The organism is Microbacterium sp. LWH10-1.2, from assembly GCF_038397765.1.
Classification (GTDB): Bacteria; Actinomycetota; Actinomycetes; order Actinomycetales; family Microbacteriaceae; genus Microbacterium; species Microbacterium natoriense.
Genome location: NZ_CP151638.1, coordinates 364381 through 382345 on the forward strand (window position 1 = coordinate 364381; position 17965 = coordinate 382345).

The window sequence follows — 17965 nt, forward strand, 5'->3', positions numbered from 1 at the left end:
AGGCTGGGTTCGTGACTTCGAGCCCCATCGCCCCGGGTTCGCGACTGGCGAGCCGTCTCGGCTTCAGCGACCGCGTCTTCATCGGACCCGCCGCTCGCCGTGTCGCGCGCGCCATCGAAGACGGACTCGAGCTCGTCGAGACCGGACTGGCCGAGGACGTGCGCGTCGCCGACCCGCTCGCCGACGCGACCAGCCGCTACCTGTACGAGGCCGGGGGCAAGCGCATCCGCCCTGTGCTCACCCTCCTCGCCGCCCAGCTCGGCGACGGCAGCACGGAGGCCGTGATCGACATCGCCAAGGCGCTGGAGATCACCCACCTCGGCTCGCTGTATCACGACGACGTCATGGACGGCGCCGACCGGCGCCGTGGAGTGCCCGCGGCGCAGACCGTGTGGGGCAACAACATCGCCATCCTCACCGGCGACATCCTGTTCTCCCGCGCCAGCCAGCTCATGGCCCGCCACGGCGACCGTGCGATCCGTCTGCAGGCCGACACCTTCGAGAGGCTCGTGCTCGGCCAGATGCACGAGACGATCGGCGCCCAGCCCGGCGACGACCCCATCGAGTTCTACATCCAGGTGCTCGCCGACAAGACCGGATCCCTCATCGCCGCCGCCACGCAGGCCGGCGTCATCTTCTCGAACGCCTCCGCGGAGTACGAGGAGCCGATGCGCGTGTACGGCGAGAAGATCGGCGTGGCGTTCCAGCTCCTCGACGATGTGATCGATCTCTCGGCCAAGCCCGAAGACACCGGCAAGGTGCCGGGGACCGACCTCCGCGCGGGCGTCCCCACCATGCCGTACCTGCTGCTGAAGGCCGAGCCCGACGCGGCATCCGCCGACCTCGCCGCCCGGATCGACGAGGGGGTCGCCCTCATCGCCGACGGCGCCGACCCCTCGATCCTCGACGGACCTCTGGCCGAGCTGCGCGACCACGCCTCGACGCAGAAGACCCTCGAGCTCGCACTCTCCTGGACGCAGGACGCCATCGACGCGCTCGCGCCGCTGCCGAAGGGCACGGTCCGCGACGCGCTCACGCGCTTCGCCGAGTCGCTGGCCGAACGCTCCAGCTGACCCTCGCCGCTCCGCGCGGCCGCACCCGGATCGCCGGGCGTGACGAAAGGACACCCATGACCAAGCTCAGACTCGCCATCGTCGGTGCCGGCCCCGCGGGCATCTACGCCGCCGACATCCTGCTGAAGGCGGAGCGCAAGTTCGACGTCTCGATCGACCTGTTCGAGCAGCTCCCCGCGCCGTACGGCCTGGTCCGCTACGGCGTCGCCCCGGATCATCCCCGCATCAAGGGCATCATCACGGCGCTGCGCGATGTGCTCGACCGCGGCGACATCCGACTGTTCGGCAACGTCCGATTCGGCGAGGACATCACCCTCGAGGATCTCAAGAAGCACTACAACGCCGTGATCTTCGCCACGGGTGCGATCCGCGACACCTCGCTCGACATCCCCGGCAGCGACGCGGTGGCGTCCTACGGCGCGGCGGACTACGTGAGCTGGTTCGACGGACACCCCGACGTGCCGCGCGAGTGGCCGCTGGACGCGGCATCCGTCGGCGTCCTCGGCAACGGCAACGTCGCGCTCGACGTCGCCCGCATGCTCGCCAAGCACGCGGAGGACCTGCTCGTCACCGAGGTTCCGGAGAACGTCTACGAGGGCCTCAAGGCCAGCGAGATCACCGACGTGCACGTGTTCGGTCGCCGCGGTCCCGCTCAGGTGAAGTTCACGCCGCTGGAGCTCCGCGAGCTCGGGGAGCTGCGCGACGTCGACATGGTCGTCTACGACGAGGACTTCGACTACGACGAGGCGTCGAAGGACGCGATCGCCAGCAACAAGCAGGTCATGGTCATCGATCGCGTGCTGCAGTCGTGGCGCAAGCGCGACTCGGTCAACAACGCCGGCGGCACGGCATCCCGCCGCCTGCACCTGCACTTCTGGGCCCGCCCCGTCGAGGTCCGCACCGACGAGAACGGCCGCGTCGCCGCTCTCGTCTACGAGCGCACCGAGCCCGACGGTCAGGGCGGCGCGGTCGGCACCGGAGAGCTCCGCGAGGTCCCGATGCAGGCGCTGTACCGTGCGATCGGCTACTTCGGCTCGCCGCTGCCCGGCGTGCCGTTCGACAAGAAGCACGGCGTGATCCCGAACCGCGAGGGCCAGGTGCTCGCGAAGGACTCCAACCAGCGCGTGCCGGGCATCTACGCCACCGGCTGGATCAAGCGCGGACCCGTCGGCCTCATCGGCCACACGAAGTCCGACGCCATGGAGACCGTGCGCCACATCATCAACGACCAGGGCTCATGGTGGCAGCCGGAGGATCCATCTGAGGAAGCGATCACGGCGCTGCTCTCCGAGCGCGGCGTGAAGTGGACGGACCTCGAGGGCTGGCACCGCCTCGACGAGCACGAGATCGCCCTGGGCGCCCCGCAGGAGCGCGCCCGTGTCAAGGTCGTGCCGCGCGACGAGATGGTGCGGGTCTCCCGGGGCGAGTGAACCGCGTCGGCTAGCCTGGCGGCATGGCTGACTGGATTCCCGACGTCCTCGGAGAGGAGTTCGCGCAGCTGACGCTCGAACTCGGCGACGACGACGAGGGGCCGGTCGTCGCGACCCTGGTGAGGGCGCTGCCGATCGAGGCGGGGTGGTGGGAGCGGATGCTCGGACGCCGCCGTCCGCTGGAGGACGTGGATGTGCTCTACGTGCACGGGTGGTCGGACTACTTCTTCCAGAAGCGCCTCGCGCGGTTCTGGACGGCGCGGGGTGCGCGGTTCTACGCGCTCGACCTGCGCAAGTACGGCCGCAGTCTGCGACCCGGACAGACGCCCGGATACATCACCGATCTCGCGACCTACGACGAGGACATCGCCGCCGCTCTCGACGCGATGGGTCGCGGGGCGGATGGCGCGGCATCCGCACGTCGCCTGGTGCTGTTCGGGCACTCGACGGGTGGGCTGACGCTGAGCCTGTGGGCCTCACGTCACCAGGGGAGTGCGGACGCCGTCATCCTGAACAGTCCCTGGCTGGAGTTCCAGGTGGCCTCCGTGCGCCCGCTGATCGCCCCTGTGGCGGAGCTGCAGGCGCGGTGGGCTCCCCGCGAGGTGGCTCCCCAGGTCGACCTCGGCTTCTACACCCGTGCCCAGCAGGAGGTCGCCGATCCCGACGACCCGGTCGAGGTGAACCTCGACTGGCGCCCCGTGCAGACCATGGCGGTGCACGCGGGGTGGTTCCACGCGATCCTCCGGGGGCACACGACCGTGGCCGCCGGCCTGACGATCGCGGAGCCGGTCTGCGTGCTGCTCTCGGCGCGGTCCGCGACTCCGACCAGGTGGTCGGACGACCTCACGCGGGCCGATACGGTGCTCGTCGTCGACGACATCGCCCGCGCGGCGCTGAAGCTCGGACCGTCGGTCACCGTCGAGCGCATCGACGGCGCCCTGCACGACGTCTTCCTCTCGCGTCATGAGGCGCGCGAGGACGCGTACCGGCGTCTCGGCCGCTGGGTCAGCGGGTGGGCAGCGGCTCAGACGTAGTGCATCGCGCGGGTGAGCTGCTCGGCTCTGTCGCCGTCGGCGCTCAGCACGGCGTCGCGGAAGTCGCGGTAGACCTGCTGCATCCGCTCCTCGTCCTCCTGGGGGATCTGCCAGTCCCGGAGGTTGCGGAACAGTGCCATGCCCGTGTCCTGGATCAGCGCGCGGTGCTGAGCGTTGGCACTGCGATCGCTGAGGTAGGAGAACACCGCCCACCGCGACTCGGAGATGCTGCGCGGCTCCTGCGCCTCGTACATCTTCTCGATGAGGCCGGCCACGTGCTCGCGCTCCACCTCGGTCATGCGCGCGACGCCCATGCGCGCCGCGACGCCCGCCTGGTACCCGGCGAACTCGAGGGTCTGCGCCACGATCTCGGGTGTGACCGCGGTGACCTCCGTGTACCTGCTCGGGTACATCGTCACCAGGCCTAGGCGCTCGAGGCGCTGCAGCGCTTCACGCACGGGTGTGCGCGACACGTGGAGCTCGTCGGCGACCTCCACGTCGCGGATGCGGTGCCCCGGTGCCAGATCGCCGTTGACGATCTGCGTTGCGATGTATTGGAACACCTCTTCAGCGAGCAGCTGCTTGCTCTCGCCGATGGTGCTGTTCGAACGCTTTCCGTTCATGGATTGCCCCCAGTTGCATGTCCAGATCCCGGACGCCCCCATGATGTGCCCGGAGGGCAACTACATCACGAACTGCGGCCGGATGCCAACACTCCACGCGCAGGCGCTCGGATTACGTCTGCGCGCGGGTTTTCCCCTGATATTTCGTAAAAATCATTTCTGTGGTCGGCGGGCGTTCGGGACGCCCGCCGACCACAGGCGATGGGCATGCACGGAGCTGTCGGGTGCCCGGTCCCCACAGGGCAGGATCCGCGATCCCGAGAACGCGAATCCGAGATCGGCAGCGCGTCGTGCACGCGAACATCGTTCGTCGCTTCCGGATGCGACAGCTTCCAGTCTTGAGCAACTAAACCCGTATATCAGTATGCGATCGCTGGGATCCCTCCATAGGCGCAGCGGAGCCAGCTGTTCCCTCCTGTAGACGACGTCGGCCGGATGCCGGGGCTCACCCCTCGGCATCCGGCCGGTGTCGTCTGCGCGTCAGCGGTAGTTGATGAACTGCAGGTCGAGGTCGAGGTCGGCGCCCTTGAGGAGCGCGATCACCGACTGGAGGTCGTCGCGGCTCTTGGACTGCACGCGCAGCTCGTCGCCCTGGATCTGGCTCTTGACGCCCTTGGGGCCCTCGTCGCGGATGATCTTGTTGATCTTCTTCGCGTTCTCCGAGGAGATGCCGTCCTTGAGGGAGGAGACGATGCGGAACTCCTTGCCGCTGGCGAAGGGCTCGCCCGACTCCAGGCTCTTCAGCGAGATGCCGCGCTTGATGAGCTTCGACTGGAACACGTCGAGCACGGCCTTGGCGCGCTCTTCGGTGTTCGCGATGATCAGCACCTGCTCGCCGCTCCACGCGATCGATGCTCCGGTGCCCTTGAAGTCGTAGCGCTGTTCGATCTCCCTGTGAGCCTGGTTGAGCGCGTTCTGCGCCTCCTGGTGATCCACTTTCGAGACGATGTCAAAGGAACTGTCAGCCATAGGGAGAAGTCTACCGACACCCTCATTTCCAGGGGAGTTGGAAGCGCTTTCATCTTGATCAGCGCGCAACGACACGGTCACAGGTTGGTATCGACGCACTTTTTCATTGCGGATCACGACGATCCCGGTGCATACTGTAAGCGCTTGCAGTACCGCAGGCCACAGCACTGAGAGAGGCTCACACCAATGAAGGTGAACAAGAGGAGCATCGCTGCCGTCGGCGCGATCGCCATCGTTTCGACCCTGACGCTCGCCGGTTGCTCGACCGGTACCAGCGGCGACTCGTCCAAGGGCGAAGACGCAGGCAGCACCCTGACCGTGTGGGTCGACTCCGAGCGCGTCGACGCGCTGCAGGGCGCGGCCGACTCCTACGAGGAGAAGACCGGCGTCAAGGTCAAGCTCGTCGGCAAGTCCGTCGACGACATGAAGGACGACTTCATCCAGCAGGTGCCGACGGGCAAGGGCCCCGACGTCGTCATGGGCGCGCACGACTGGCTGGGCGAGCTCTCCACCAACGGCGTCATCGCCCCGCTGGAGCTCGGCGACTCGGCATCCGACTACCTGCCCGTCGCCCTCCAGGCAGCGACCTACGACGGCACCGTCTACATGCTCCCGTACGCGGTCGAGAACATCGCCGTGCTGCGCAACGCCGACCTCGTCCCCACGGCTCCGACGAGCTTCGACGACATGCTCTCCAAGGGCACTTTCGTCGTCGAGCAGGGCGCCGAGGGCAACCCGTACCACCTCTACCCGTTCCAGACGGCGTTCGGCGCCCCGGTCTTCGGCACCGACGACTCCGGCAGCTACGACCCGACCGACCTCCAGCTCGGCAGCGAGGGCGGCTTCGCCTTCGCCGACTGGCTCGCGGCCAAGGGCAAGAACGGCACCGGCACGCTGAACACCGACATCGACGGCGAGATCGCCAAGCAGCAGTTCCTCGACGGCACCGCCGCCTTCTGGCTCACCGGCCCGTGGAACGTCGGCGCGGCTGTCGACGCCGGCATCAACGTCGCGATCGACCCCGTCCCCAGCCCCACCGGCGAGACCGCGTCGCCGTTCGCCGGCGTCAAGGGCTTCTTCGTCAGCGCCGAGTCCAAGAACAAGGTCGCGGCCAACGACTTCCTCGTCAACTACCTCGGCACCAAGGACGTCCAGCTCGAGCTCTTCAAGGCCGGCAACGTGCTGCCCGCGCTCACCGCTGCGGCCGACGAGGCGGCATCCGACCCGATCATCGCCGGCTTCCAGGCCGTCGGCGCCGACGCCGTCCCGATGCCGGCCATCCCGGCCATGGGCTCGGTGTGGCAGTTCTGGGGCGTCGCCGAGGCGGCCATCATCAACGGCGCAGACCCGAAGACGACGTGGCAGAAGCTCGTCGACGACGTGACCGCGGCCATCAAGTAAGACACACCCAGCACCATCCTGCCGGGGCGGACGTCACCGTCCGCCCCGGCAGCTCCACGACGGGGACGAGATGACAGACACTGCCGAGCCCACGGCTCCTCCGACCAAGCGCCAGCGTCAGGCCGCGAAGATCGCCGAAGCGGCGTCCACGCCGATCGGCTGGATGCTGCTGAAGATCCTGCTGCTGGCCATCGTCGACGCGATCGCGCTCTACGCGGCCTACGTGCTCTTCACGCACCAGGAATGGCTGATCCTCGGCATCGTGGTCGTGGTCGCCGTCCTCGTCAACTGGATCTACTTCTCCCGCAAGCGGATCCCCGCGAAGTACCTCACGCCCGGCATCATCTTCCTGATCATCTTCCAGGTGTTCACGCTGCTCTACACCGGGTACATCGGCTTCACGAACTACGGCACCGGTCACAACGGCACCAAGGACCAGGCGATCTCCTCGCTGCTCGCCTCCGCGCAGGAGCGCGTCGAGGACTCGCCCACCTACCCCGTGACCGTCGTCGAACAGTTCGGCACCTACGGCCTCCTGGTCACCGACCCCGACTCCGGCGATGCGCTCCTCGGCACCGCCGAGCAGCCGCTGCAGGAGGTCGACGCGGAGTTCGACGGCGACAGGGCCGTCTCGGTCGACGGCTGGACCACGCTCCCTCTCGCCAAGGTCTTCACGCTCTCGAGCGTCCTGGAGAAGCTCTCGGTGCCGTTCAGCGACGACCCCAACGACGGGAGCCTCCGGGCGCCAGACGGGCAGAAGGGGTATCTGTACGTCTCGACGCTCGCGTACGACGCGGATGCCGACACCATCACCGACACCGACACCGACACGGTCTACTCCGACGTCGGCACCGGCGCGTTCACCTCCGACAGCGGCGAGGAGCTGCTCCCCGGATGGCAGACGACGGTCGGCTTCGACAACTTCGTGCGCGCCGTCGCCGACGAGTCCATCCGCGGCCCGCTGATCTCCGTCACGATCTGGACGTTCGTGTTCGCCCTCGTCTCCGTGGCGTCGACGTTCTTCCTCGGTCTTCTTCTCGCGCTCGTGTTCAACAACACCCGGATGCGGTTCCGCAACGGCTACCGGATCATCCTGATCCTCCCGTACGCGTTCCCCGCGTTCCTCTCCGCCCTGGTCTGGGCGGGCATGATGAACGAGAGCTTCGGCTTCATCAACCAGGTCATCTTCGGGGGCGCGGAGATCCCGTGGCTCACCGACCCGAACCTCGCCAAGGTGTCGGTGCTGATCGTCAACCTCTGGCTCGGCTTCCCCTACATGTTCCTCGTCTGCATGGGCGCTCTGCAGGGCATCCCCGAAGACGTGAACGAGGCGGCGGTGATGGACGGCGCGAACCCGTGGCAGGTCTTCCGGCGCATCAAGCTGCCACTGCTGCTCGTGACGGTGGCGCCGCTGCTGATCTCGTCCTTCGCGTTCAACTTCAACAACTTCAACCTGATCTACATGCTCACCAAGGGCGGTCCCCGCTTCGACGACGTGAGCATCCCGGTCGGGCACACCGACATCCTCATCTCGATGGTCTACAAGGTGGCCTTCACCGGTCAGAACCGCGACTACGGTCTGGCCTCCGCCTTCACCATCCTCATCTTCATCGTGGTGGCGACGATCTCGATCATCAGCTTCCGCAAGACCAAGGCACTCGAGGAGCTGAACTGACATGAGCACCGACATCCTCGCTCCGCGCAAGCGCAGCCTCGGCGCGTGGTTCGCCGACACCGGATGGCGCCACGTCGTCGCCATCGTGGTGAGCGCCTTCGCCCTGTTCCCGCTGCTCTACGTGTTCTCCGCATCGCTGAACCCGAAGGGCACGCTGACCGGATCCAACCAGCTGTTCTCCGCGATCGGCATCGACAGCTACGTGCGCATCCTCAGCGATCCGCAGAACCCCTACGGCCTGTGGTTCCTGAACACCCTCGTCATCGCCGTGGTGACGGGCGCATCGACCGTGTTCATCGGCGCCCTGGCGGCATATGCCTTCTCGCGCATGCGATTCGCCGGGCGCCGCATCGGCCTCGTCACGATCGTCGTGGTGCAGATGTTCCCGCAGCTGCTCGCGGTCGTCGCGATCTTCCTGCTGATGTCCACGCTGGGGGACTGGTTCCCCGCGATCGGCCTGAACACGCACACCGGCCTGATCCTCGTGTACCTCGGCGGCGCTCTCGGCGTGAACACCTACCTGATGTACGGGTTCTTCAACACGCTGCCGATGGAGCTCGACGAGGCCGCGCGCATCGACGGCGCCGGGCACGCGCGCATCTTCTTCACGATGATCCTCCCGCTGGTGGCGCCGATCCTCGCGGTGGTCGCCCTGCTGTCGTTCATCGGCACGGTGAACGAGTACGTGATCGCGAGCATCATGCTCGTCGACGTCGACAAGCAGACGCTCGTCGTCGGTCTCACGAAGCTCGTCGCGAACCCCCGTTACGCGGACTGGTCGGCCTTCTCCGCCGGCGCCGTGATGGCGGCCGTGCCGGTGATGATCCTGTTCCTGTTCCTGCAGAGGTACATCGTCGGCGGCTTGACCGCCGGAGCGACCAAGGGCTGACGCGGCGGGTCAGTCGTCGTCGCCCGCAGGCTTCGACTGGCCGCCGCTCACGGTGCTCAGCACCTCGTCCTGCACCCGCTCGAGCGCCAGGCGCAGGGCGCCGTCGAGAACCGGGTTCTCGTCCAGCGCCGAGAGCAGCACGGGAGGCCGTGCGACGACGGCGGCATGCAGATGGTGCTGCACCAGGCTGCGCAGGCGTTCCCCGCCCGCGAGGGCGAAGTCGCCGGCCAGGACGATGAGGTCGGGGTCGACGATCGCGACCACCGCAGACAGGCCGAGCGCCAGTCGGCTGGCGATCTCGTCGAGGGCCGCTGACGCCGCGTCGCCGTCTGCGGCGACGGCATCCGCCACCGCATCCACCGGTGTGGCCGCGTCGAAGCCGTGCTCCGCGAGCACGCGGCCGAGCGCGGGTGCGCCGGCGAGAGCCTGCATGCCGCTCGCGCCGAACTCGTTGGTCAGGCTGCCGACCGGCGCTCCGGGGAGCGGCAGGTCGGAGATCTCGCCCGCGCCTCCCGTGAGGCCACGGTGCACGCGTCCGCCGAACATCAGACCCATGCCGATGCCGTCCGAGACCCAGAGCACCGCGAAGCTGTCGTTCTCCGTCGCGACGCCGTGGGCGCGCTCGGCGATCGTGACGAGGTTCACGTCGTTCTCGATGTCGACGGGGGCGCCGATGCGCTCCTGCAGGGCGGCGGTGAGACCGGCGCGCTGCCATCCAGGGAGGTGCGACGCGAAGCGGAGGCGGTCGGAGGTCGGGTCGATCGCGCCCTGGATGCCGATGACGACGCGGCGCAGGTCGGACGGATCCACGCCGATCGGGGCGCACGCGCCGCTGAGCGCCTCGTGCACCTGCAGGGTCGGGTCGCTGACGTCGCCCTCGGGGGTCGGCAGCGCGAACTCTCCGACCTTCCTGCCGGTGAGGTCGACCACGACGGTCGCGATGCGCTCGGGCGTCACGTCGACGGCGGCGGTGTAGGCGGCCTTCTCGTTGACGCTGAAGAGCTCGGCGGCGCGTCCGATGGCGCCGTCGCGGTTGCCCTCGCTCTTGACCAGGCCGCTGTCGCGCAGCTGCATGAGCAGGTGGGATGCCGTGGGCTTCGACACGGCGAGATGGGCGGCGATCTCGGGGCGGCTCAGCGGGCCGAGATCGAGCAGGAGCCGCAGCGCCGCGCGCGCGTTGATCGCTCTGACGACGCTGGTTCCGGTCGGGGCAGTGGGCACGGAGTCCTCGATGTTCGTGGTCGGGTACTCCGAATCGTACAGACCTTGACGACCAATGAACGCGAGAAGAAGTAATCATCCGACCATTGCGCACGGCAGGCGACTGGGGTATAACTCTTCGTAAAGAATGTTTCCTAACTTTCTGAACCGACCCCCATCGGAGGAACCATGCGTCAACGTCGACCAATGCTCGCGCTGCTGGCAGCCGCGATCGTCATACCCCTCACCGGGCTCGTGGCGACCTCGGCGCAGGCAGCGACCCCCCTCTCGCTGCGCGACCCCGTCAAGCGGGAGATCGCGCAGGAGATCATCACCTCCGCCGAGAACTCGCACCTGAACTGGTACGACTACTACGACTACATCGAGGACATCGACGACGGACGTGGATACACGGGCGGCATCGTGGGCTTCACCTCGGGCACGCACGACATGCTCGTGCTCGTCGAGAACTACACGAAGAAGTACCCGAACAACCCCCTCGCCAAGTACATCCCCGCTCTGCGCAACGTCGACGGCACCGAATCGCACGCCGGACTCGGCACCGCGTTCGAGACCGCCTGGAAGGCGGAGGGCAAGAAGCCCGAGTTCCAGCGGGCGCAGCGCGACGAGACCAAGGTCCAGTACTTCGACCCGTCCGTCAACCTCGCGATCTCCGACAAGCTCGGCCCGCTCGGGCAGTTCGCCTACTACGACGCGGCGGTCGTGCACGGCTTCGACGGCCTGGAGGACATCCGCACCCAGGCGAAGAAGAAGGCGACGACCCCCGCATCCGGCGGCAACGAGACCACGTATCTCAACGCCTTCCTCGACGCCCGCGTGGTCGAGATGAAGAAGGAGGCCGCGCACGAGGACGTCAGCCGCATCGAGAACGCGCAGCGCGTCTGGCTCAACGCCGGCAACCTCAACCTCAACACCCCGCTGAGCTGGTCCGTCTACGGCGACCCCTTCAGCATCCCGACCGACCCGACACCCCGCTGGCCCAACGACGACGGCACCACGCCGACGCCGACGCCGACGCCGACGAGCACTCCGACGTCGACGCCGACGCAGAACCCCGGCACCGCGACGCTGATCTCGAAGAACAAGCCCGTGACGACCTCGTCGTCTGAGGGGTCGGGCTTCGAGGGCGCGAAGGCGGTCGACGGCAACGCGACCAGCCGCTGGTCGAGCGTCGAAGGCGTGGACCCGCAGTGGATCCGCATCGACCTCGGCGCAGGGTCCAAGGTCGACAAGGTCGTCCTGAAGTGGGAAGCCGCATACGCATCCAAGTACCGCGTCGAGGTCTCCGCCGACGGCACCACCTGGACCACCCTCGCCACGGAGGCTGCGGGCAACGGCGGCACCGACGAGTTCACGAACCTCAACGGCACCGGCCGCTACCTGCGCATCTACGGCACCGCACGCGGCACCTCCTACGGGTACTCCCTGTTCGAGGTCGAGGCCTACACCCTCACCAGCGGCGGCACCCCCACGGCGACGCCCACGCCGACCCCGACGCCGACGCAGACATCCACGCCGACGCCGACCCCGACACCGACCAGCACGGCGAACCCGGCGGCCACCCTCATCTCGAAGAACAAGCCCGCGACGACCTCCTCGGTCGAGAGCGCGGAGTTCGACGGGGCGAAGGCGGTCGACGGGAACGCGACCAGCCGCTGGTCAAGCGTCGAAGGCGTGGATCCGCAGTGGATCCGCATCGACCTCGGTGACGGCGCGAAGGTCAACAAGGTCGTCCTGAAGTGGGAGGCCGCGTACGCGTCCAAGTACCGCATCGAGCTCTCCGCCGACGGCACCACGTGGACCACTCTCGCCACCGAGGCCGCGGGCAACGGCGCCACCGACGAGTTCACCGGACTCAACGGCACCGGCCGGTACCTCCGCATCTACGGCACCGCACGAGGAACCGCCTACGGCTACTCGCTGTTCGAGGTCGAGGCCTACGGCACCGCGGGCAGCACCCCCAACCCCGGCACGGGCTTCACCGTGGTCGCCGCCGGCGACATCGCCGGCCAGGGCTGCACGACCCGAGGCAAGAAGGTGACGGGGGAGTTCCCCTCCGACTGCAAGCACTTCGAGACGTTCGACCGTGCGCAGGCGATCAACCCGGTGTTCTACATCACCCTCGGCGACATGCAGTACGACGACGCGAAGGCGAGCGATTTCTCGACCGTCTACGCCAAGTCCTGGGGCACGGTCAAGGGCAACACCTGGCCGATCCCCGGCAACCACGAGACGTACGACGACTACGACAACCTCGACCCGAAGGCCTACCGGGACTACTTCGGCAACCGTGCGACGCCCCAGGGCAAGATGTACTACAGCTACGACTACTCGAACTGGCACTTCATCGCCCTGGACTCGAACACCTTCACCGACCAGGCGCAGCTCAACTGGCTCGCGGCCGACCTCGCGTCGAACACCAAGCAGTGCGTCGTGGCGTACATGCACCACCCGGCGTTCAGCTCGGGCGATCACGGCAACGAGCCGGCGAGCCAGCCGGTGTGGAAGATGCTCGCGAACGCGAACGTCGAACTCGTGCTCAGCGGGCACGACCACGACTACGAGCGCTTCAACGCCATGAACGCCTCTGGTGCGGCATCCTCGTCGGGCACGGTCCAGATCGTCAGCGGTCTGGGCGGTCATGAGATGCGCGACTTCGGCAACACCAAGGCGAACAGCGCCAAGCGCATCAACACGGCGTACGGGGTGTCGAAGCTCGACTTCACCGACACGTCGGTCACGCACTCGTTCGTCGACATCGGCGGCACCGTGCTCGACACCAACACGATCACCTGCCACTGACGATCATGTACCTCGCCGGCAGCAAATCGCGGCAGGACGACGGAAGCACGGCGGTCCACCCTCAGGTGGGCCGCCGTGCGGCCGGAGTCGGCAGCACCGCGATCGCACTGGGGGCGGTGAGCCTGCTCACCGACCTCTCCTCCGAGATGGTCACGGCGGTCCTTCCGCTGTACCTCGTCATCGGGCTGGGCATGACCCCGCTCGCCTTCGGCTTCCTCGACGGCGTCTACAACGGCGTCACCGCCTTCGTCCGCCTTCTCGGAGGTCACATCGCCGACCGCTGGTCGCAGCACAAGCTCGTGGCGGGCATCGGCTATGCGCTGTCCGCCATCTGCAAGCCGTTCCTGCTGCTGTCGGGGACGTCGACCGTGGCGCTGTCGGCGACGCTCGCCGTCGACCGCATCGGCAAGGGCATCCGCACGGCGCCGCGTGACGCCCTGATCTCGCTCTCGGTGGACGACGCCCATCAGGGGCGCGCGTTCGGCGTGCACAGGGCGATGGACACGGCCGGCGCACTGCTGGGCCCCCTGGCCGCGTTCGGGCTGCTGTGGATGCTGGCCGACGCCTTCGACGCCGTCTTCATCGTGAGCTTCTGCGTCGCCACGCTCGGGGTCCTCGTCCTCATCGCCTTCGTCCCTGGCCGGGGAAACGTCCCCGTCGGGGCCCCGCGCCCGACGCTGCGGGAGACGGTGAAGATCCTCGGTGATCCGGCGTTCCGTCGTCTCCTCATCGCGGCGACGATCCTCGGTCTGGCCACGATCGGCGACGGCTTCCTCTACCTGGGTCTGCAGGACCGGATGCAGTTGGATGCCGTGTTCTTCCCGCTGCTGCCGCTGGGCAGCGCGCTCGTCTATCTGACGCTCGCCGTGCCGATGGGGCGTCTCGCCGATCGGATCGGACGTCGGCTGCCGTTCCTGCTGGGAAACCTCGCCCTGCTCGGCGCCTACTCGACCCTGCTGCTCCCGATCGACGGCCCCGTGCTGCTGGTGCTCCTGCTCCTGCTCCTCGGCGTCTTCTATGCGGCGACCGACGGCGTGCTGATGGCGCTGGCCGGTCCCGGCATCCCGCGCGACCGCCGCGCCGGCGGCATGGCGCTGCTGCAGACCGGGCAGGCCACCGGTCGGCTGTTCGCCGCTGTCCTGTTCGGCGCCGCCTGGACGTTCTGGGGCGTGACGGCGGCGTTCGCCGCGGCATCCGTCGTGCTCCTGGTCGTGCTCCTCGCCGCGGCCGTGCTGATCCGCCCCGAGCGCTCCACTGCGGAGGAGGTCGCGTGACCCCGATGACGAAGCGGATCGCGCTCGTGGGGTCTGCGGCGCTGGTCCTCGCGGTCGTCGGCGTCGGCTACTCGCTGTTCGCCGTGAACCGCGACGGCGCGCCCTCGCACGCCGAGGCCGCCGTCGCTCCGGCGACCGATGCGGGGCTCTACGTGCGCGGCACCGACGGATACGTCGTGCAGCAGGACGGACAGGACAGGAGCGGCACCGGTCTGGAGTGCAGCCGGTTCTACGCGGCCGCGGACACCGCCGTGTGCGTGAGCATCGAGGGCAGCCTGAAGCCGACGACCACCGTGTCGGTGAGGGATGCCGACCTCACGGAGGAGCAGACATTCACCTACAGCGGGGTGCCCTCGCGCGCACGGGTATCGCCATCGGGGCGGATGGTCGCGTGGACGGTGTTCGTGACGGGCGACAACTACGCCGGGACGAACTTCTCCACCAGGACCGGGATGTACGACCGCGAGAAGGACTTCCTCGTCGACTCGATCGAGGGGCTCCAGCTCTTCATCGACGGGCAGCGCGTGCACCGCGTCGACGCGAACTACTGGGGAGTGACCTTCACCGACGACGACAACACCTTCTACGCCACGGTCTCGACCGGCGGCAAGACCTACCTCGTCCAGGGCGACTACGAGAAGTGGACCGCGCACACCGTGCGGGAGAACCTCGAGTGCCCCTCGCTGTCTCCCGACGGGACGCGACTGGTGTTCAAGAAGCGCGTGAACGACAGCGTCGACGACCCGTGGCGACTGTACGTCCTCGATCTGGCGACCATGGAGGAGGAGCCGCTCGCCGAGGACCGCAACGTCGACGATCAGGCCGCCTGGCTCGACGACGATACGGTCGCCTATGCGGTCGGCGACGACGTCTGGTCCGTGCCGGCCGACGGCAGCGGGAAGCCCGTGCGCATCGCCGAGAACGCGTCGTCGCCGGTGATGGTGAGCCGCTGATCGTGATGTCGGCGTTGCGCCGCTCACCGGCGCATCAGCGGTCGTAGCGTGGAGTCATGGCGAAAGTGGGGGGACGCAACCTGGCGATCAGCTGGATCGCCGGGCTCCTGTGCACCGGGGTGATCGCCGTGCTCGTGTGGTTCGCGATCCCGATCGTCCCGGCGATGGCCTCGTTCGTCGGCGACAGCCTCCGCAGCGTCCTGCCCTGAGGTCCTGTCCCGGTACCGCGGAACCCCGGGTCGGCGACACGTCGGCACGCCTCCGGCAGCGCGTGAACACGCGGAGGTACCCTCGCACTGACCACATCCTATGAGAGGCGCCCCCATGAGTGACCCCGAGGTTCCCCGGCCCGAGCAGCCGAACGACGTCGATGACGTCGTCGACAGCGCGAACGCCGGTCTCGACGCCGCCGCAGCAGCGGGTGCGGATGTCCCCGGAGCGGCGTCCGACGCCGCGGAGACGACGGATGCAGCGGCCGACGCCGCCCCCGTCGCCGACCCTGATCTCGCCGCCTTCGAAGAGGCAGAGCGCGACCACCCCGGAACGTTCTCCACTCCTGCGCTGAACGACGTCTACGCCGCCGACGCGGATGAGACCGCGGTGTACACCGCGCCCGTCGCGCACGAGGAGTCGACGATCGCCGATTCCGCCTACGCGTCTGCGGACGACACCGAGACGCGCATCGTCCCGTCCGAGCCCGTGCTCGCCGAGGCGCCGGTCGTCGCCGCCTTCGCGCAGCAGCCCATCTTCGTGCAGGCCCCGGAGCCTCCTCGTGAGCGGGGCAACCGCGGCACGGCCGGCGCGATCGGCCTGCTCGCCACCCTCGCCTTCGCGATCCTCTACCTCGGGGCCACTCTGGGGCTCGGCGCGCTCTCCGGAGACGTCACGGGGAAGAACATCGGCGAGGCCGCCCTCGCCCCGCTGACGACCTTCGGCTTCTGGATCCCCGTCGTGGTCTTCTTCCTCGGCTTCTGGCTGCTGGGAGCGATCATCAACCGCGGTCGCTGGGGTCGCTGGGTGATCTTCGGCATCATCGTCGGCGCGATCGCGTACGGCGGGCACATCCTCGGCCAGCTCGTCGAGGAGCCGTTCTGGCGCCTCACGGCCTCAGAGGGCGCGGAGTTCGTCAACGGCCAGCTCCTGACCCCGCTGGCGATCGCCGCCTTCGTGTTCGCACGCGAGCTGACCATCTGGTTCGGCGCCTGGGTCGCCCGCAGCGGCGCCCGCAAGACCGAGCTCAACGCCGAGGCGCAGCGCGAGTACGAGCGCACGCTCGAGGCGGGCCCGACACTCTCCCGCTAGGACACGAGATGTCATCGTCAGACCCCCGCAGGCCTCCGTCTGCGGGGGTCTCGGCCGTCCTGGCCCTGGTCATGGCCGTGATCAGCTTCTTCGCGCTCGCCGTGTTCGGGCTCGGGGCGCTGAGCATCACGACGGATGCCGACATCATCTCCATCCAGGGTCTCGGCCAGGCACCCGGAGCGGTGGGGATGCTGTTCGGCGTGATCGCGTTCGCCGCGACACTCGGCCTCGCGCTGCGGGCTGGGCATCCGTCCTTCCTCTCCGTGCCCGTGGTCGCTCTGAGCACCGCTCTCGTCCACCTGCTCGCGGTGTGGGTCGCCGTGCTCCTCTCGACGAACGATCTGATCGTCGCGACGGCGGTCGTCGGCGATCTGGTGCGCGGCGGCCCGAGCCTCGTGCTCCTCGCCGCCGCGGCCGTGGCCGCATGGGGTGGCATCGCCCTGCGGCGCACGAGGGCGCAGCATCCGCACTGGCCGTGGGAGGGCGACGACGCGGAGTGACGCCACGGCCCGCGAATCTGGTCCGACACGCCCGGCGCGCCGTACGCTTGTGGTGTGGAGCGCTCGCTGGAGACGCAGGTCGACCAGGCCGTCGAGGCCTGGCTGCGCTGGGTGCCGCGCTGGGAGCCGGCCACCCACCGCGGACGCGTCGCGCCCTGTCGCCGGTGCCTCGGATCGCCGGTGCTCTCCGCCGCCGGGATCGCGGCGAACGCCCCGCACGGCGTGCAGCACGGCCTCTCCACCCGCATCAAGGCGATCGTCGACGCGGCGGTGGCCGAGTACACGGCACGCAACCTCCCGATGCTGCAGCGCGAGCTCGACCAGCAGTCCGCACGCAACAGGGCCCGCAGCTACCGGCCGTCGGAGGACCTCGATCCGGAGTTCGACGGACTGCCGCTCGACCCGGAGCCCGTGCCGGGTGCGCCGTTCCTGTTCACGATCGCCGGCATGGCCGATGACGCCGCCGAGGAGCTCCCTCCGCTGCCGCCGCTGAGCGACGAGGCCAAGGCCGCCCTCCGGCAGGAGGTGTCGCTGGCCGACGAGTACGCGAACATGGTCGGGCGGGAGATCTGCGGCATGCTCCTGCGTCACCGCCTGCACATCCAGGCCGCGATCTCTCAGCACGTCGAGCCGCAGATCGAGGCGATGCTCGCCGAGCTCACGCAGTCGCTGGACTCGCCCTTCGGCCCCGACACCGTCTGACCACGGCCGGTCGCGCCGGATCCTGCGCATCCCCTGGGAGAAGCGCGGCGCGAGTGGAGCGTCGAGACGGCGATGGCTATCGTTTTTCGATAGATATCCATTGCTGATCGATAGGAT

At 68.5% G+C, this 17965-nt stretch carries 16 protein-coding genes; 13 read left to right on the forward strand and 3 right to left on the reverse strand.

Going from position 1 to position 17965, the window contains the following annotated elements; translation table 11 throughout:
• Window positions 1-11: 11 nt before the first annotated feature.
• Genes MRBLWH10_RS01585 through MRBLWH10_RS01595 form a run of 3 tightly spaced genes read left to right on the forward strand, consistent with a single transcriptional unit; the run spans window position 12 to window position 3537 of the window.
• Window positions 12-1073, forward strand: coding sequence for a polyprenyl synthetase family protein (locus MRBLWH10_RS01585; protein ID WP_105673760.1), 1062 nt, complete (start codon window positions 12-14; stop codon window positions 1071-1073).
• 56 nt (window positions 1074-1129) lie between these two features.
• On the forward strand, window positions 1130-2503 hold the full coding sequence (locus tag MRBLWH10_RS01590; protein WP_105673758.1) for an FAD-dependent oxidoreductase: 1374 nt from the start codon (window positions 1130-1132) through the stop codon (window positions 2501-2503).
• Between the two features lie 23 nt (window positions 2504-2526).
• The gene (locus tag MRBLWH10_RS01595) at window positions 2527-3537 is read left to right on the forward strand and encodes an alpha/beta hydrolase (RefSeq protein ID WP_223585973.1); all 1011 of its coding nucleotides are present in this window, start codon (window positions 2527-2529) and stop codon (window positions 3535-3537) included.
• On the opposite strand, the gene MRBLWH10_RS01600 is transcribed toward MRBLWH10_RS01595, so the two are convergent.
• Both MRBLWH10_RS01600 and MRBLWH10_RS01605 read right to left on the reverse strand, forming a co-directional pair.
• Window positions 3528-4160, reverse strand: a complete 633-nt coding sequence (locus MRBLWH10_RS01600) for a GntR family transcriptional regulator (protein WP_105673752.1) — start codon at window positions 4158-4160, stop codon at window positions 3528-3530. The genes MRBLWH10_RS01595 and MRBLWH10_RS01600 overlap by 10 nt on opposite strands.
• Window positions 4161-4640: 480 nt before the next feature.
• Window positions 4641-5129 carry a YajQ family cyclic di-GMP-binding protein gene (locus MRBLWH10_RS01605; RefSeq protein WP_341941412.1) on the reverse strand — a complete coding sequence of 163 codons (489 nt, stop codon included), beginning with the start codon at window positions 5127-5129 and terminating at the stop codon, window positions 4641-4643.
• A gap of 186 nt (window positions 5130-5315) precedes the next feature.
• Between MRBLWH10_RS01605 and MRBLWH10_RS01610 the strand changes: the two genes are divergently transcribed.
• From MRBLWH10_RS01610 to MRBLWH10_RS01620, 3 genes are all read left to right on the forward strand, one after another.
• Window positions 5316-6530 carry a maltose ABC transporter substrate-binding protein gene (locus MRBLWH10_RS01610; protein ID WP_223585975.1) on the forward strand — a complete coding sequence of 405 codons (1215 nt, stop codon included), beginning with the start codon at window positions 5316-5318 and terminating at the stop codon, window positions 6528-6530.
• 70 nt (window positions 6531-6600) lie between these two features.
• Window positions 6601-8205: an ABC transporter permease subunit gene (locus tag MRBLWH10_RS01615; protein ID WP_223585976.1), complete on the forward strand. Its 1605-nt coding sequence runs from the start codon at window positions 6601-6603 to the stop codon at window positions 8203-8205.
• A 1-nt stretch (window position 8206) separates the two neighbouring features.
• Window positions 8207-9094, forward strand: a complete 888-nt coding sequence (locus tag MRBLWH10_RS01620; RefSeq protein WP_105673732.1) for a sugar ABC transporter permease — start codon at window positions 8207-8209, stop codon at window positions 9092-9094.
• 9 nt (window positions 9095-9103) lie between these two features.
• Here the strand turns inward: MRBLWH10_RS01620 and MRBLWH10_RS01625 are convergent, their stop codons facing one another.
• Window positions 9104-10315 carry an ROK family transcriptional regulator gene (locus MRBLWH10_RS01625; RefSeq protein WP_341941413.1) on the reverse strand — a complete coding sequence of 404 codons (1212 nt, stop codon included), beginning with the start codon at window positions 10313-10315 and terminating at the stop codon, window positions 9104-9106.
• Between the two features lie 186 nt (window positions 10316-10501).
• On the opposite strand from MRBLWH10_RS01625, the gene MRBLWH10_RS01630 reads away from it, so the two are divergent.
• The 7 genes from MRBLWH10_RS01630 (at window position 10502) to MRBLWH10_RS01660 (ending at window position 17848) form a co-directional block, all read left to right on the forward strand.
• A complete protein-coding gene (locus tag MRBLWH10_RS01630; protein WP_341941414.1) occupies window positions 10502-13117 on the forward strand; it encodes a chitosanase in 2616 nt (871 codons plus the stop codon).
• A gap of 5 nt (window positions 13118-13122) precedes the next feature.
• On the forward strand, window positions 13123-14391 hold the full coding sequence (locus MRBLWH10_RS01635; protein ID WP_341941415.1) for an MFS transporter: 1269 nt from the start codon (window positions 13123-13125) through the stop codon (window positions 14389-14391).
• Window positions 14388-15344 carry a hypothetical protein gene (locus MRBLWH10_RS01640; RefSeq protein ID WP_223585980.1) on the forward strand — a complete coding sequence of 319 codons (957 nt, stop codon included), beginning with the start codon at window positions 14388-14390 and terminating at the stop codon, window positions 15342-15344. The genes MRBLWH10_RS01635 and MRBLWH10_RS01640 overlap by 4 nt, the downstream gene beginning before the upstream one ends.
• 56 nt (window positions 15345-15400) lie before the next feature.
• Window positions 15401-15553 carry a hypothetical protein gene (locus tag MRBLWH10_RS01645; RefSeq protein WP_181155858.1) on the forward strand — a complete coding sequence of 51 codons (153 nt, stop codon included), beginning with the start codon at window positions 15401-15403 and terminating at the stop codon, window positions 15551-15553.
• Between the two features lie 115 nt (window positions 15554-15668).
• Window positions 15669-16646, forward strand: a complete 978-nt coding sequence (locus tag MRBLWH10_RS01650) for an ABC transporter (RefSeq protein WP_105673725.1) — start codon at window positions 15669-15671, stop codon at window positions 16644-16646.
• An 8-nt stretch (window positions 16647-16654) separates the two neighbouring features.
• On the forward strand, window positions 16655-17146 hold the full coding sequence (locus MRBLWH10_RS01655) for a hypothetical protein (protein WP_341941416.1): 492 nt from the start codon (window positions 16655-16657) through the stop codon (window positions 17144-17146).
• A gap of 54 nt (window positions 17147-17200) precedes the next feature.
• On the forward strand, window positions 17201-17848 hold the full coding sequence (locus MRBLWH10_RS01660; RefSeq protein ID WP_181155857.1) for a spermidine/putrescine ABC transporter substrate-binding protein: 648 nt from the start codon (window positions 17201-17203) through the stop codon (window positions 17846-17848).
• Window positions 17849-17965 lie beyond the last annotated feature (117 nt).